Annotated in this window: 13 protein-coding genes and 2 pseudogenes; 7 read left to right on the top strand and 8 right to left on the bottom strand. The window is 62.7% G+C overall.

Annotation, left to right across the window (positions count from 1 at the left end):
* The first annotated feature begins 67 nt into the window (after window positions 1-67).
* On the top strand, window positions 68-1,564 hold the full coding sequence (lysS, locus tag H2O14_RS14810) for a lysine--tRNA ligase (protein ID WP_182828258.1): 1,497 nt from the start codon (window positions 68-70) through the stop codon (window positions 1,562-1,564).
* Between the two features lie 74 nt (window positions 1,565-1,638).
* On the opposite strand, the gene H2O14_RS14805 is transcribed toward lysS, so the two are convergent.
* Window positions 1,639-2,280 (bottom strand): hypothetical protein, encoded by a 642-nt coding sequence (locus tag H2O14_RS14805; protein ID WP_182828257.1) that lies wholly within the window; start codon window positions 2,278-2,280, stop codon window positions 1,639-1,641.
* A complete protein-coding gene (locus H2O14_RS14800) occupies window positions 2,277-3,326 on the bottom strand; it encodes a hypothetical protein (protein WP_182828256.1) in 1,050 nt (349 codons plus the stop codon). Before H2O14_RS14800 ends, H2O14_RS14805 begins: the two co-directional genes overlap by 4 nt.
* Before the next feature lie 185 nt (window positions 3,327-3,511).
* Here H2O14_RS14800 and H2O14_RS14795 point away from each other — a divergent pair, with 185 nt between their 5' ends.
* Window positions 3,512-3,964 (top strand): DUF1810 domain-containing protein, encoded by a 453-nt coding sequence (locus H2O14_RS14795; protein ID WP_182828255.1) that lies wholly within the window; start codon window positions 3,512-3,514, stop codon window positions 3,962-3,964.
* Here the strand turns inward: H2O14_RS14795 and H2O14_RS28505 are convergent, their stop codons facing one another.
* The 4 genes and pseudogenes from H2O14_RS28505 to H2O14_RS14780 all read right to left on the bottom strand — a co-directional run bounded on the left by H2O14_RS28505 (window position 3,965) and on the right by H2O14_RS14780 (window position 7,698).
* Window positions 3,965-4,267: a dioxygenase gene (locus H2O14_RS28505; RefSeq protein ID WP_210275455.1), complete on the bottom strand. Its 303-nt coding sequence runs from the start codon at window positions 4,265-4,267 to the stop codon at window positions 3,965-3,967.
* A 136-nt stretch (window positions 4,268-4,403) separates the two neighbouring features.
* Window positions 4,404-4,697 (bottom strand): annotated as a pseudogene (locus H2O14_RS29435) (dioxygenase); the annotation flags it as partial.
* Window positions 4,698-4,936: 239 nt separating this feature from the next.
* Entirely contained in the window at window positions 4,937-6,415 is a 1,479-nt protein-coding gene (locus H2O14_RS14785; protein WP_182828254.1) for an NAD-dependent succinate-semialdehyde dehydrogenase, read from the bottom strand.
* Window positions 6,416-6,417: 2 nt separating this feature from the next.
* The gene (locus H2O14_RS14780) at window positions 6,418-7,698 is read right to left on the bottom strand and encodes a 4-aminobutyrate--2-oxoglutarate transaminase (protein ID WP_182828253.1); all 1,281 of its coding nucleotides are present in this window, start codon (window positions 7,696-7,698) and stop codon (window positions 6,418-6,420) included.
* A gap of 150 nt (window positions 7,699-7,848) precedes the next feature.
* Between H2O14_RS14780 and H2O14_RS14775 the strand changes: the two genes are divergently transcribed.
* Both H2O14_RS14775 and H2O14_RS14770 read left to right on the top strand, forming a co-directional pair.
* Complete coding sequence (locus H2O14_RS14775) at window positions 7,849-8,667, top strand: MerR family transcriptional regulator (RefSeq protein WP_182828252.1); 819 nt, start codon at window positions 7,849-7,851, stop codon at window positions 8,665-8,667.
* Window positions 8,668-8,778: 111 nt separating this feature from the next.
* Window positions 8,779-9,198: a hypothetical protein gene (locus H2O14_RS14770; RefSeq protein ID WP_182828251.1), complete on the top strand. Its 420-nt coding sequence runs from the start codon at window positions 8,779-8,781 to the stop codon at window positions 9,196-9,198.
* 36 nt (window positions 9,199-9,234) lie between these two features.
* Here H2O14_RS14770 and H2O14_RS14765 read toward each other — a convergent pair whose 3' ends face one another.
* Window positions 9,235-9,834: a GNAT family N-acetyltransferase gene (locus tag H2O14_RS14765; protein ID WP_182828250.1), complete on the bottom strand. Its 600-nt coding sequence runs from the start codon at window positions 9,832-9,834 to the stop codon at window positions 9,235-9,237.
* Window positions 9,835-9,943: 109 nt separating this feature from the next.
* Complete coding sequence (gene odc2 / locus H2O14_RS14760) at window positions 9,944-11,077, bottom strand: ornithine/lysine decarboxylase (RefSeq protein ID WP_182828249.1); 1,134 nt, start codon at window positions 11,075-11,077, stop codon at window positions 9,944-9,946.
* Between the two features lie 600 nt (window positions 11,078-11,677).
* On the opposite strand from odc2, the gene H2O14_RS14755 reads away from it, so the two are divergent.
* From H2O14_RS14755 to H2O14_RS14745, 3 genes and pseudogenes are all read left to right on the top strand, one after another.
* Window positions 11,678-12,571, top strand: a complete 894-nt coding sequence (locus tag H2O14_RS14755; protein ID WP_182828248.1) for a LysR family transcriptional regulator — start codon at window positions 11,678-11,680, stop codon at window positions 12,569-12,571.
* A gap of 76 nt (window positions 12,572-12,647) precedes the next feature.
* Window positions 12,648-13,285 (top strand): annotated as a pseudogene (locus H2O14_RS14750) (DUF1007 family protein).
* Window positions 13,276-14,346, top strand: coding sequence for a nickel/cobalt transporter (locus H2O14_RS14745; RefSeq protein ID WP_182828247.1), 1,071 nt, complete (start codon window positions 13,276-13,278; stop codon window positions 14,344-14,346). Before H2O14_RS14750 ends, H2O14_RS14745 begins: the two are co-directional and overlap by 10 nt.
* The last annotated feature ends 38 nt before the right edge of the window (window positions 14,347-14,384 follow it).

The raw sequence follows: 14,384 nt of genomic DNA, 5'->3' as shown, positions 1-14,384 counted from the left end.
GGGGAGGGTTGGCAGAGACAGCCGCATCGGCGAACCAAAACGAACACAGCCGCAAAAGGCCAATACGATGACCGAACAGAAGACCGAAACCGCGCTTTCCTCCGACCCCACCGAAGTCCGCCGCCAGAAGCTCGACCAACTGCGCAAGACCATCGGCGACGTCTATCCGGCGCATTTCCACCGCACGCTCACCAATGCGGAATTCGCCGAGAAATATGCCGGTCTCGAGCCGGACCAGGAATCGGAAGACATCGTCACGGTCGCCGGCCGCGTCTATTCCTCGCGCAACTCCGGCATGTTCATGGACATCCATGACGCCTCGGGCAAGATCCAGATCTTCTCCCACAAGGACACAACGCCGGAAGAAGCCCGCGCGCTGCTGCCGATGATCGACCTCGGCGACATCATCGGCGTCAAGGGCCAGGTCCGTCGCACCAAGCGCGGCGAACTGACCATCAACGCCCATGAAATCACCATGCTGACCAAGACGCTCCTGCCGATGCCGGAGAAGTATCATGGTCTGGCCGATATCGAGCTGCGTTACCGCAAGCGCCATCTCGACATCCTCACCAATGAGGATTCCAAGCTCCGTTTCCAGCAGCGCTCGAAGATCGTCTCCGGCATCCGCCGCTTCATGGAAGGCGAAGGCTTTCTCGAAGTCGAAACGCCGATGCTGCAGACCATCTATGGCGGCGCCACCGCCGATCCGTTCAAGACCTTCCACAACACGCTGAAGATGGACATGTATCTGCGCATCGCGCCGGAACTGTACCTCAAGCGCACGCTGGTCTCGGGCCTGTCCGACAAGGTGTTCGAGATCAACCGCAACTTCCGCAATGAAGGCGTCTCCACCCGGCACAATCCCGAATTCACCATGATGGAATGCTACTGGGCCTATGCCGATTACGAGGACATTATGGGCCTCGTCGAACGGCTGTTCGAAGGCCTGGCCGTGTCCATTCACGGCACGCCCGAAGTCACCTTCGGCGACAAGCAGATCTCCTTCAAGGGTCCGTTCAAGCGCGTGCCGATGCCCGAGGCCGTCAAGGACGCCACCGGCATCGATTTCCTGTCGATCAAGACCGATGAGGAAGCCCGCGCAGCCGCCAAGGCCGCCGGTTTCGAGGTCGAGAAAGACTGGACCTGGGGCGAATGCCTCGCCTTCATCTTCGAGGAAAAGGTCGAAGGCACGCTGATCCAGCCGAGCCATGTGACGCATTTCCCCAAGGACATCTCGCCGTTTGCCAAGGAAGTGCCGGGCGAGCCGCGTCTGGTCGAACGCTTCGAGACCTATTGCAACGCCTGGGAAGTCGGCAACGCCTTCTCGGAACTCAATGATCCGGAAGAGCAGCGCAAGCGCATGGTTGAGCAGCTCGAGCAGGCCCATGCCCGCGGCGAGAAGGACAAGCAGCTCGACGACGAGTTCCTCGACGCCATCGACCAGGGCATGCCGCCCGCCGGCGGCCTGGGCATCGGCGTCGACCGTCTGATCATGCTGCTCACCAATGCGCCGTCGATCCGCGACGTGATCCTCTTCCCGGCCCGCCGCAACAAGGCAGACTGAGCACGGATAGCCCGAAACAAAAGCCCCCGCGACGAAGCCGTCCGGGGTCTTTTTCTATGTCTTGGTCTCTGCGCTCAATGCGCGGTTTCGGCCGGCTGGCTCTCGGCGGTGGCGTGGTCTTCGGCAGGCGCCGCATCATGCGCGGCAGGGTCCGCCTGGCCATGTTCCTCCGGCTTCGGCGCGGCGTCCGCTTCGCCGGCGGCTCCATGTTCCTCCACCGGCGCGGCATGGCCCTCGGATGCAGAATGATCTTCCACAGGCACAGCGTGGTCTTCGGCTGGAGCGGCATGTGCTTCGCCGGGCGCGGCGTCATGACCTTCGGCTGCGGCATGATCTCCGGCTTTGGCGTCTTCCGCCGGCGCCGCATGCGCCTGAGCAGGTTGATCCACAGCGGCGTCATGTTCGCTGGCCGCGCCGTGATCCTCGGCTGGCTCGGCGTGATCGCCCTCGGCCGCGTCGGACGGCTTTTCGGCGGGAACGTGTTCGCCCTCGGCCTTTGCCGGAGCATGATCTTTCGGGGGTTTTTCTTCGCCGTCGAGACCCACCATGCCCAGCATGGAATCCATCATGGACGGCTCCGGCGCGGCGGAGGCGGTTTCATGAGCTTGCTCGCCGGGCGCGGTTTCGCCCTCTGTGTTCTTGGAGGCGTCATGGCCCTCGGCCTGTTTTTCCGCGCCGCCGCCCAGGCCGACCATGCCCATCACAGAGTCCATCATCGACGGCTCTTGGGCAGGCGCTTCACCATGACCTCTGACTTGGCTTCCTCGCCACTGGCTGGCGTTTCGCCATGGCCTTCGGCGACAGGCTTTTCCTCGCCATGGCCTTCGGCGGCGGGCGCGGCATGTCCTTCTTCGGCCGGAGCCGAATGGTCCTCGGATTTCTGGGACGCGTCATGCCCCTCGGCGGGCTTGTCCTCGCCGCCGCCCAGACCGACCATGCCCAGCACCGAATCCATCATCGACGGCTCCGCGACGGGCGCTTCGCCATGGCTTTCGGCTTTCACGTCCTCGCCGCCGGCCGGCGTTTCGCCATGGCCCTCTGCGGTCTTTTCGCCGTGGCCCTCGGCCGGCGCTTCGCCGTGGCCTTCGGCGGCGGGCGCGGCATGACCTTCCGACACCGTCGGCGCGCCATGCTCGGGCTTGGCGGCCCCATGCGCCGGCTTTTCGCCTTCCGCCGGTTCCGGCTTCGGAATGTCGGCGCAATCCTTCTTGTCCGGTTCGTCCTTCATCGCCGCCATGAAGATCTTCACTTCCTCGGCGTCGAGATCGACCCGCTCGCCATAGAAGCGTCCGTCTTCGGCCGGCAGGCCGTCATAATAGCGCGCGATGAACGGCTGCTTCATCTCGGGCACGTAACGCGGCTCGAGCGCGATCACCACCTCGGCGCCGATGGCGCGGCCGCGCATGAAGGCGCGCTTGTCGGGCCCGCGATCGTCGAGGATCGACACCTGGATCAAGTCCACCTTGTTGGTCTTGGCGAGCAGCCCCGCCACGCGCAGCGCGGTCTTGATGCGCATGTCGGCGTCGGCGGAGGCCATCTTCACATATTTGCGCATCCACAGCCGCTTGCCCGGAGTCTTCAGCACCATGGTCTGGATCGTCTGGCATTCGCCGCCGGTGGTGTTGGGCTTCGGCGGCCCGAGAATTTCGTCCTTGCCGACATAGAGCGCGGCGGCCCCGGTGCCGCCCAGAAGCGCCAGCATGCCAGCGGATATGATCGCCAGCTTCTTAGAGAAGCGGATCTTTGGCAGGCCGATCTTCACACGCAATACTCCGGGCCAATACGCAAAACAGGAATGGTTACCGGACGATAAGGTGGCGACGTTTCGGAACGCTTAACAAACTCGCCTTAAATTTACGGCGCTCGCGCTTTGGGGAAACTTTGCCGCGCCTTGCCCGTTTTCCCTCCGCGACCTGAACGGATCGCCACATCCTGCGGAGCCGGACGATGTCGGACAATCTCAGTTTCCATCTCGATCGTTTCGTCGAGGCGCAGTCGTCGAGTTGGCCCCGCGCCCTCGATGAGTTGCGGGCCGGGCGGAAGCAGAGTCACTGGATGTGGTTCGTCTTCCCCCAGCTCGCAGGTTTGGGCATGTCGCCGACTGCACAGCTCTATGCCCTCGTCTCGGTGGAAGAAGCCAAGGCCTATCTCCGCCATCCCATGCTCGGACCGCGGCTGATCGAGGCGACCAAGGCGACGCTTGCCCATTCGGACAAGAGCCTCCACGAGATTTTCGGCGCGCCGGACGACATGAAATTCCGATCTTCCATGACGCTGTTCGAGTTGGCTGCAGGCGACAGTGGTTCGCTCTTCTCCCGCGCGCTCGCAGAGTTGTGCGGCGGCCAGCGCGACGACAGGACGCTCGCGCTCCTCGATTGGACGCCCGAGGCCAACGCCTGATCAGGAGAGCACGAAACTCCGCATCGAGATCGAGCCGAGATCGATCGTGTCGTTGAAGAAGGCCAGATCGTCCGCCTTGTCCATCACCGCCAGCGGATAGAGGATCGGCAGGAAATGCTCGACGGTGGGATGCGCGAGCGCCGCCGCCCGGCCTATCGACCCCGCGTTCAACACCCTGCCGATGTCGCGCGTCTCGATGGCGTCGGCCATATAGCGGTCGAACTCCACCGCCCAGTCGAACACCTGGCCATCGAAGTTCAGCGCCCGGAGATTGTGGACGATGTTGCCGCTGCCGATGATCAAGACACCTTTCTCGCGCAGGGCCCGCAGTTCGGAGGCGAGCTTGCTTGAAATGGTCCTCCAGCCCCTTCGAAAGATCGAGCGACAGCTGGAAGACCGGGATATCCGCCTTCGGGAACATCTGGATCAGCACCGACCAGGCGCCGTGATCGAGCCCCCAGCGATCGTCGCCTTCCGCATGGCTTTCCTGCAGGAGGTCGATCGTCGCTTGAGCGAAATCCGGCGCGCCCGGAGCATTGTATTGCTGCGCGAACAGTTCCGGCGGAAAACCGCCGAAATCGTGGATGGTCTTGGGATTGCGGCCGATATGCACCAGCGTCGTCCCCCGCGTCATCCAGTGGGCGGACACGCAGAGAATGGCTTTCGGCGTCGGCAGGCTCTCGCCGATCTTGCGCCAGCTGCGGCTGTAGTCATTGTCGAGGATCGCATTCATCGGGCTGCCGTGCCCGACGAACAGCGCCGGCATGCGCGGCGTCGAGGACAGATTGGAAAAAGCGTTGCTGAGCGATGCCATGATTGCCTCTGGGCCACGTGATGCATGAGTGTCACGACAAACATAGTCTTTGGGTTATGTTCACGATAGACGCGAAACTCTCGACAACTCGTTCGCAAATCCTGAACAGCAAGAAGCCCGGACATGCCGGGCTTCTCTGATTTCAGGCGTGGCGCGTCTCACACGCTCAGGCAGAGATACTTGATCTCGAGATAATCCTCGATGCCGTATTTCGAGCCCTCGCGACCCTGGCCGGACTGCTTGATGCCGCCGAACGGCGCCATTTCGCTGGAGATCAGACCAGTATTGACACCGACCATGCCATATTCCAGCGCTTCCGCCACCCGGAACACCTTGGAGAGGTCTTTCGAGTAGAAGTAGGAGGCGAGGCCGAATTCGGTGTTGTTGGCCATCTCGATGACCTCTTCCTCCGTCTCGAACTTGAACAGCGGAGCGACGGGACCGAAAGTCTCTTCGCGGGCCACCTTCATCTCGCTGGTCACGCCGGTCAGGATGGTCGGTTGGAAGAACAGGCCGCCCTTCTCGTCGCGCTTGCCGCCGGCAGCCACCTGCGCGCCCTTGGAGAGCGCGTCGCCGATATGCTCCTCGACCTTGTCCAAGGCCTTGGCCGAAATCAGCGGGCCTGCATTGACGCCGGCTTCGAAGCCGTCGCCCACCTTCATCTGCGCCACCTTGGCCGCCAGCTTCTCGGCAAAGGCGTCATAGACGCCTGCCTGCACATAGAGGCGATTGGCGCAGACGCAGGTCTGGCCGTTGTTGCGATACTTCGACACCATCGCGCCTTCGACAGCCGCATCGAGATCGGCGTCGTCGAACACGATGAACGGCGCATTGCCGCCGAGCTCCAGGCCGAGCTTGAGGATCTGGTCTGCGCCTTGGCGCATCAGGATCTTGCCGACATTGGTCGAACCGGTGAAGGTCAGTTTGCGGATCTTGTCGTTTTCGCACATTTCCTTGCCGATCGGCGCGGAGTCCGACGACAGGATGACGCTGAACAGGCCGGCGGGAAGGCCGGCTCGCTCGGCGAGCAAAGCAAGCGCCAGCGCCGACAGCGGCGTTTCGCCCGCGGGCTTGGAAACCATGGCGCAGCCTGCGGCCAGCGCCGGCGCCATCTTGCGCGCCAGCATGGCGTTGGGAAAGTTCCAGGGCGTGATCGCGGCGACGACGCCGACCGGCTGCTTGATGACGATGATGCGCTTGTCGGGCTGATGGCCGGGGATCGTGTCGCCATAGACGCGCTTGGCCTCTTCGCCGAACCATTCGACATAGGATGCGCCGTACAGGATTTCGCCCTTGGCCTCCGCGACGGGCTTGCCCATTTCGGTCGTCAGGATGATGGCCAGATCGTCGGCGTTGGCGACCATCAGGTCGAACAGCTTGCGCAGCACGCCGGCGCGCTCCTTGCCGGTCTTGGCCGCCCAGGCCTTCTGGGCCTTGTAGGCGGCGTCGATGGCGCGCGCGGTTTCGGCGCGGCCCATGTCCGGCAGGGTTGCGATCACTTCGCCGGTGGCCGGATTGGTCACGTCGAAGGTCTTGCCGCTGTCGCTCTTGTCGACCCAGGAGCCTGCCACCAGCGCCTTGTCGACGATCAGGCTGGGATCTTTCAGCTTGGACTTGAAGGTGTCGGAGATCGCCATGATCAGGCCTCCTTGGCGCATTCGCGCAGCGTGGTTTCGAGAATGTCGAGCGCCTCGGCGAAGACGTCGTCCTGAATGGTGAGCGGAGACAGGAAACGGATGACGTTGCCATAAACGCCGCAGGTGAGCAGGATCAGACCCTTTTCCAGCGCCCGCACCCGCACCTTGTTGGTGAAGTCGGCGTCCGGCGTCTTGGTTCCGGGAATGTTGAACTCGACGGCGTTCATGAAGCCCGGGCCGCGGATGTCGGCGATCTGCGGCACGGCCTCGATCAGCGACTGCAGGCGCTGCTTCAGGCGGGCGCCCAGCTGTTCGGCGCGGTCGCAGAGCTTTTCCTCTTCGATGACATCGAGCACGGCGTTGCCGGCGGCGATGCCGATCGGATTTCCGCCATAGGTGCCGCCGAGGCCGCCGGGGCCGGGCGCGTCCATGATGTCGGCGCGGCCGGTGACGGCGGCGATCGGGAAGCCGCCGCCCAGGCCCTTGGCCATGGTGGTGATGTCGGGAACGACGCCGTAATGCTCCATGGCGAACAGCTTGCCGGTGCGGGCGAAGCCAGTCTGCACTTCGTCGGCGATCAGCAGGATGCCGTGCTTGTCGGCCAGTTCGCGCAGCTTGATCATGAAGGCGCGCGGCACTTCATAGAAGCCGCCCTCGCCCTGCACCGGCTCGACGATGAAGGCGGCGACGCGGGCCGGATCGACATCGGCCTTGAACAGCTTGTCGAGCACCGACAGCGAATCCTCGATCGTCTGGCCATGCAGCTCCACCGGAAACGGCACGTGGAAGACGTCGGGCATCATCGCGCCGAAGCCGGTCTTGTAGGGAACGACCTTGCCGGTCAGCGTCATGCCCATGAAGGTGCGGCCATGGAAGGCGCCGGTGAAGGCGATGACGGCGGAACGGTTGGTAGCGGCCCGCGCGATCTTGATGGCGTTTTCAACCGCTTCGGCGCCGGTGGTCACGAAGATCGTCTTCTTCTTGAAATTGCCAGGCACGGCGTCGTTCAGCCGCTCGGCGAGCGTGACATAGTTTTCGTAAGGAATGACCTGATGGCAGGTATGGGTGAAGTGGTCGAGCTGATCCTTCACCGCCGCGATCACCTTGGGATGGCGGTGGCCGGTGTTGACCACTGCAATGCCGGCGGCGAAATCGATATAGCGGCGACCCTCGACATCCCAGACTTCGGCATTCTCGGCCTTGTCGGCATAGATCTGCGTGGTGACGCCGACGCCGCGCGAGATCGCGTCGGTTCTGCGGGCGGCGATATCCGTATTCAACATGGGAAACCCCTGGATGTTCGAGTGACCTGATCGAGCCGCGGAACTCTCCGCGACCACTCCGGAAGATTTCTTGCATTTTTTCTGTAGACTTGCAATATGGTCCGTAAGAATTGTCGCGACGTAAATCGCCCCAGACCGGATCGGACGAGGATGGAGATACGCTACAAAATCGCCGAGGCGGCCCGCATGGCCGGGGTGTCGGCCTCCACGCTTCGGCTCTGGGAGAGCCAGGGGCTGATTGAGCCGATCCGCACCGATTCGGGCCAGCGGCTCTATGACGCGGGCCATGTCGAACGCCTCAAGAGCATCAGCTGGCTGCGGCACGAGAAAGGCCTGAATCCGGCCGCCATTCGCGAAAATCTGAAAGCGGAACAAGAACAGGACGCTTCCGAGGACGACGCGACAGACGACGGCGATATCGGCGAAATCCCGATCGGCAGGAAGATCCGCAGGCTGAGGCGCGAGGCCGGCAAGACGCTGGATGCGGTCGCGCAAGCCATCGGCCTTGCGACGTCGACGCTCTCCACCTTCGAACGAACATCGCAAGGCCTGTCCTTCAAGGCGCTGCATGAGCTGGTCGCCCATTTCGGCACCACGCTCGCCGTGCTTTCGGGGCAGGAAGATCGCCATGCAGGCGAATCGCTGATCCGCAGCGGCGAATGGTCGACCTGGCCGCCCTCCTCCACCGGAGTCACCGTGCAGATCCTGTCGGAAGGCAAGAACCAGATGGAGTGCCATCGCTTCGTGCTGGCGCCGGGCGCCTCCAGCGAAGGCGCCTATCAGCATCCCGGCGAGGAGTTCCTGCATGTGCTGGCCGGCAGCCTGGAGATCATTCTCGACGGCGACCAGTTCTTCGAGCTCGGCCCTGGCGACAGCTTCTATTTCGAAAGCCGGCGCCCTCATTCCTGGCGCAACGCCTTCGACGGCGAGACGGTGCTGATCTGGGTGAACACGCCGCCGACGTTCTGACATTCCGGCCGCGTTTCGGAAATTTCACCCGGAAACCATGTTCGATGATTCCGATTGCGGACTTTTCCATGCGGCGTAGGGTTTCGGCGTCAGTCACCGTCAGGGCGCGCCATGAGCAAAGACGCCATCCGAGAAGCGGCCACCCGCTTCCGCCTCGCCATTGAAACGACCGAGAAGAGCCGCCTGTCGGCAGGATTTCGCCTGTTCCCCTGGGGCTCCTGCGGCGACGCCTCCGTGCTGCTCGGCAAATTCCTCGAGGATCAGGGGTTGGGGGATTTCACGCTGGTCATCGGCCGCTCCGCCGACAATCAGCACGCTTGGCTGGAGCAGGACAATGTCGTGGTCGACATCACCGCCGACCAGTTCGACGGTTTCGGCGGCCTCATCCATGTCGGCGACGATATCTGGCGCAAGCGCTTCGCAGAGCGCACGCGCTGCGGCGCGGCGTCTCGCCATGTCGACAACGGCGCGGGATCCGAACTGGCGGGCGATTATCGGTTGCTCGCCGACCGCGCTTTGCTCTGCGCATGAAAAGAGCCGCCATATCAGGCGGCTCGACGATCAACTTCAGGCGGCCTTCTTGAGACCCGGCTCGACCAGCTTGCGGCCTGTGGCCACCAGCATGCCGACCGCGCCGTCCAGCCAGCCGTCCTTGAGTTCCAGCGCCAGGAAGCGATCACGGGCAAACGGGCCCGGCATCATCAGCGTCTGGGTCTTGCCTGCGCAAAAGCCGAAGCGCTCGTAATAAGGCGCGTCGCCCACGAGCAGGATCGCCCCGTGACCGAGGGATTTGGCTTCGACAATCGCCGCCCGCATCAGCGCGCCGCCGATGCCTTTGCCCTCATGATCGGCGGACACCGCGAGCGGGCCGAGCAGAAGCGCCGGCACGGAGCCGCCGGCGGGCGTCACGCCCGCCTGGACGTTCCACAGCCGCACGGTGCCGATGACATGATCGTCCTCGTCGCGCGCCACCAGCGCCAAGCCTTCGGCCGGCACGCGATTGCGGCGCAGCGCCTCGGACGATTTTTTGCGCCGATCCGGCCCCATGGCGAGATCGAGCAGGCGCTCGCGCGCGACCACGTCGCCAGGATTTTCCCGGTCGATACGGAAAGACAGAGAAGACTTGGGCGCAAACAGCGCCCGCACAGTGTCAAGTACAGCGGCCATCTCGGCCTCCCGTGCCCAATACCGTTATCAGCGGCGGTGATGTTGAAGTGTGAAACGCGCGCCCCGGATCATCCGGGGCGTTCGCATATGTCGATCCGGACGCCCCGGATCAGATCACATAGGCCTTGAGCGGCTCGAACCCGTTGAACGCCACCGCCGAATAGGTGGTGGTGTAGGCGCCCGTGCCTTCGATCAGAACCTCGTCGCCGATGGTCAGCGAGACCGGCAGCGGATACATGTTCTTCTCATACATCACGTCGGCGGAATCGCAGGTCGGGCCGGCGAGCACGCAAGGCTCCATCGCGTCCGCATCGCGGGTGGTGCGGATCGGGTAACGGATCGCCTCGTCCATGGTCTCGGCCAGACCACCGAACTTGCCGATGTCGAGAAACACCCAGCGATGTTCGTCATTGTCGGACTTCTTGGAGATCAGCACGACTTCCGTCTTGATCACGCCGGCATTGCCCACCATGCCGCGGCCGGGCTCGATGATGGTCTCCGGAATGTGATTGCCGAAATGCTTCTTGAGAGAGGCGAAGATCGCGCGCCCATAGGCCTCCGACGTCGGGATGTCCTTGAGATACTTGGTCGGAAAACCGCCGCCCATATTGACCATCTTGAGTTCGATGCCGCGCTTGGCGAGCGACACGAACACGCGCTTGGCGTCGGCGAGAGCCGAATCCCAAGCGTCGAGCTTGGTCATCTGCGAACCGACATGGAAGGACACGCCATGCGAGACGAGGCCGAGCTGATGGGCGTAGACGAGCACGTCGACCGCCATCTGCGGCACGCAGCCGAACTTGCGGCTGAGCGGCCATTCGGCGCCTTCGCCATCGGTGAGAACGCGGCAGAACACGCGGGCGCCGGGAGCGGCGCGGGCGATCTTCTCGACTTCCTCATGGCAATCGACGGCGAAAAGGCTGACGCCGAGCGCATGCGCGCGAGCGACGTCGCGCTCCTTCTTGATGGTGTTGCCGAACGAGATGCGGGCAGGCGTCGCGCCGGCGTTCAGCGCCATTTCGATTTCGGCCACCGAGGCGCAATCGAAATTGGAGCCGAGATCGGCGAGCAGCTTGAGGATTTCGGGGGCCGGGTTGGCCTTGACGGCATAATAGATCTGGCTGTCCGGCAAAGCGTGACGGAAGGCCTTGAAATTGTCCTTGACGACGTCGAGGTCCACGACGAGGCACGGTCCATCAGGACGTCGGGTGGCGAGGAAATCGCGGATGCGCTGAGTGGTCATGGCGGGTGTCCTTCCAAAATCCAGAGTAGATTGATCCGTCGCCGGAACCGGACTGAACCGGCCACGGACTGGACAAGTGGCATTCACCGGATGAACCGGTCGACATGAGACAAAGCTACGCAGCAAACAGGGCCAGCAGATGGAGACACCGGACCTATAAACTGAATATGCGATGCAATGATGACCTAACGCCTCACAGCGTCGGATCGTCTTGTCTGCCTTGGATTGGAGGGATGAACCCGACCGCACTTCCGGCAATGAAGGTGTGCCTCTTCAGTAACCCCGGCTGATGGAAAGCCGGCAGACACCAGAAAGGCCCGCACCGTCGTTGCTTCAAGATGTCCTCGCATTTCCCGGTTGGCCGGAATAGCGACTGGAGCGGTTAGGTCCAGGTACCTTACCGATAACCTCACCTTAGGGATCACTCCCAGTTCGAGGGTCGGCGGACACCCACAGGCACGTGCGACTTTGGGCAAGGGCGGAGATAGGCATGTTCGCTGTCATAATCAAGAATTTTTTGGCCCCTTTTTGATTTTTTTTTCGCCGTGGTAAGACGCTGGTGTTCAAGTCTTTTCTTACATTTTTATGAATCGGGGCCCTATGGATACGCTGACGCGGATGCGCGCCTTCATCGACGTTGTCGACGCGGAGGGTTACTCGGCCGCCGCGCGCAAGCTCGGGCGCTCCAAGGCGCTGCTTTCGAAATATGTGAAGGAGTTGGAGGACGAGCTCGGAGCGCTGCTGCTCAACCGCACCACGCGTCAATTCTCACTGACGGAGGCCGGCCACACCTATTATCGCCAGGCGTCTGAAATCCTGAAGGAAATCGACAATCTCGCCGATCTCGTCCGCGAGGGCGCGACCGATCTCAAGGGCCGCATCCGCATCTCGGTGCCGCGCAGTTTCGTCGACGCCAATATCGGCCAATGTCTCATCGATTTTTCCGCCGAGCATCCAGACATCGTGCTCGACATCGTCGCCGAGGACCGCTTCGTCGACTTGATCGAGGAAGGCTTCGACGTGGCGATCCGCATCACCCGGCTCGAAGACTCCGGGATGATCGCGCGCAAGCTCTGCGATTTCGGCATGAAATTCTTCATCTCGCCGAAGCTGCTCGAAAAATATGGCGAGGTCCGTCATCCCAGCGATCTCGCCGGCATTCCATGCATCGTCGACACCAACAATCGCAATTACAATGTCTGGCGTTTCGAAACCACCGACGGGACCACACACTCCATTTCCGTCTCCGGTCCGATCGAGGTCAATTCGCCGATCGCCACGACGCGGGCGGCCATTGCAGGTCTCGGCGTCGCGATGATTCCGAATTTCATCGCCCAGCCCAAGGCCGATTGCGGGGCTCTGGTCACCATTCTCGATGACTATGAACTGAAGGGCGGCGGCATCTACGCCATCTATCCGCATCGCCGCTATCTGCCCGCCAAGGTCCGGCGCTTCGTCGACTATCTGCATGGCTGGTTCAAGAAGAACGGCTGAGGCGTTATGGCCCCTCTGTCGGAATTTCGACGCAATTTTCGGCGATCTGCCGTCGATCGGAAGGGACTGGAGATCCATGAGGAAAGACCTCGCGCTTGCCGCATTGCTGTTTGCCGCGCCGTCGGCGGCATGGACGCATCCACATGTGTTTGCCGACGCCCGGCTCGAGATCGTCGCCGGCGGCGACGGCCATATCCAGGAACTCCATAATATCTGGCGATTCGACGAAGTCTTCTCGTCCTCCGTGCTGATGGATTTCGACAAGAACGCCAATCTCGAGCTCGATCCCGGCGAACTCGCCGAAGTCGGCAAGACCGTCCTGGCGTCATTGGAAGAGTTCGACTACTACACCACCATCACCGACAATGGCCGCCTCATCAAGGTCGCCAAACCCGACATGATTCATGTCGACTACAAGGCCGGCCAGTTGCTGATGTTCTTCGCCGTCAAGCCGGCCCAGCCGATTGCGCTCAAGGGCAAGCTGACCTTCGGCGTCTATGATCCCACGCTCTACACCTCCATCGACTTCCCCTCGATAAGGACGTGGTGATGATGGGCGACTTCAAGCAGTGCAAGGGCGCAGTGATCAGACCCGATCCAGACGAAGTCATCGCCGAGAACAAGTCGACGCTGACGGATGCCTTCTTCAACGATCCGACCGGCACCGACATGTCGAAACTGTTTGCGACGCGGATGGAAATTCAATGCTCATGAACCGCAGAACACTCGGCGGCGCTCTTCTGTTCGCCTTGGCCGCGCTCGCGCCGTCGCTGGCGCTCGCCTCCTCGCTGGGACTCGGCAACGCCGAACCGGGCGCGGGGCCGCCCTCGGAATTCATGATGCGCTATCTGCCATGGCTGGAGCCGGTCGTCCTGTTCATCAATGCGGAGCAACAGCAATTCTATCGCGCGCTGACCGAGGCGCTGAAGGCGATGCGCCAGGACAACTGGCAAGTGCTGTGGCTGGTGGGCGTCTCCTTCATCTATGGCGTCTTCCACGCCGCGGGTCCCGGCCACGGCAAGGCGGTCATTTCCTCCTATATGATCGCCAACGAGACCGAGTTGAAGCGCGGCGTCATGATCTCGTTTCTTTCCGCCTTCGTGCAGGGCGCCGTAGCGATCCTGGTGACCGGGGCGGGCTTCCTCGTGCTGCGCGGCACTTTCATCACCATGACCGACGTCGCCAAATGGCTGGAGGTCGCCTCCTTCGCCATCATCATGGGTTTCGGCGTCATGCTGCTCTACCGCAAGCTCAAGAGCCTGACGGCAGCCATGACCGAACCCGGTCTGGCCGTCATCCCGGCCTTTTCGACGCCGCACAATGTCAGCTTTCGCGAAGGTTTCGATCACGATCACAGCCATGGCCCCGGCCTCAAAGGTCACGCCCATGCGGCCGGCGACGTCTGTTCGGTCTGCGGCCACGCCCACGCCCCTTCGGTGGACACCGTGCGCGGCGATCGCTTCTCCATCGCCGACGCCTGGACCGCGATCATGGCGGTCGGGCTTCGCCCCTGCTCCGGCGCGCTGATCGTGCTGACCTTCTCTTTCCTCAATGGACTCTATCTCGGCGGCGCGCTGTCGGTGCTGGCCATGTCGATCGGCACGGCGATCACCGTGTCGATCCTCGCCACGCTCGCCGTCACCGCCAAGGACGCCGCTCTCCGCTATGCCGGCTCCGGCGTCGGCGGCAAGCTCGGCCATGGCATCGAACTCATGGGCGCCGTGATCATCATCCTGTTCGGTTTCACCTTCCTGATAGCGTCGCTGCAGGGCTGACGACACGTTGCCATGGTCAGCCCGCGCAAACGACTTGC

This window comes from Rhizobium sp. G21, from assembly GCF_014158035.1.
Classification (GTDB): domain Bacteria; phylum Pseudomonadota; class Alphaproteobacteria; order Rhizobiales; family Rhizobiaceae; genus Rhizobium_E.
The sequence above is the reverse complement of the archived record's forward strand: the minus strand, read 5'-3'. Positions and strand labels throughout refer to the sequence as shown.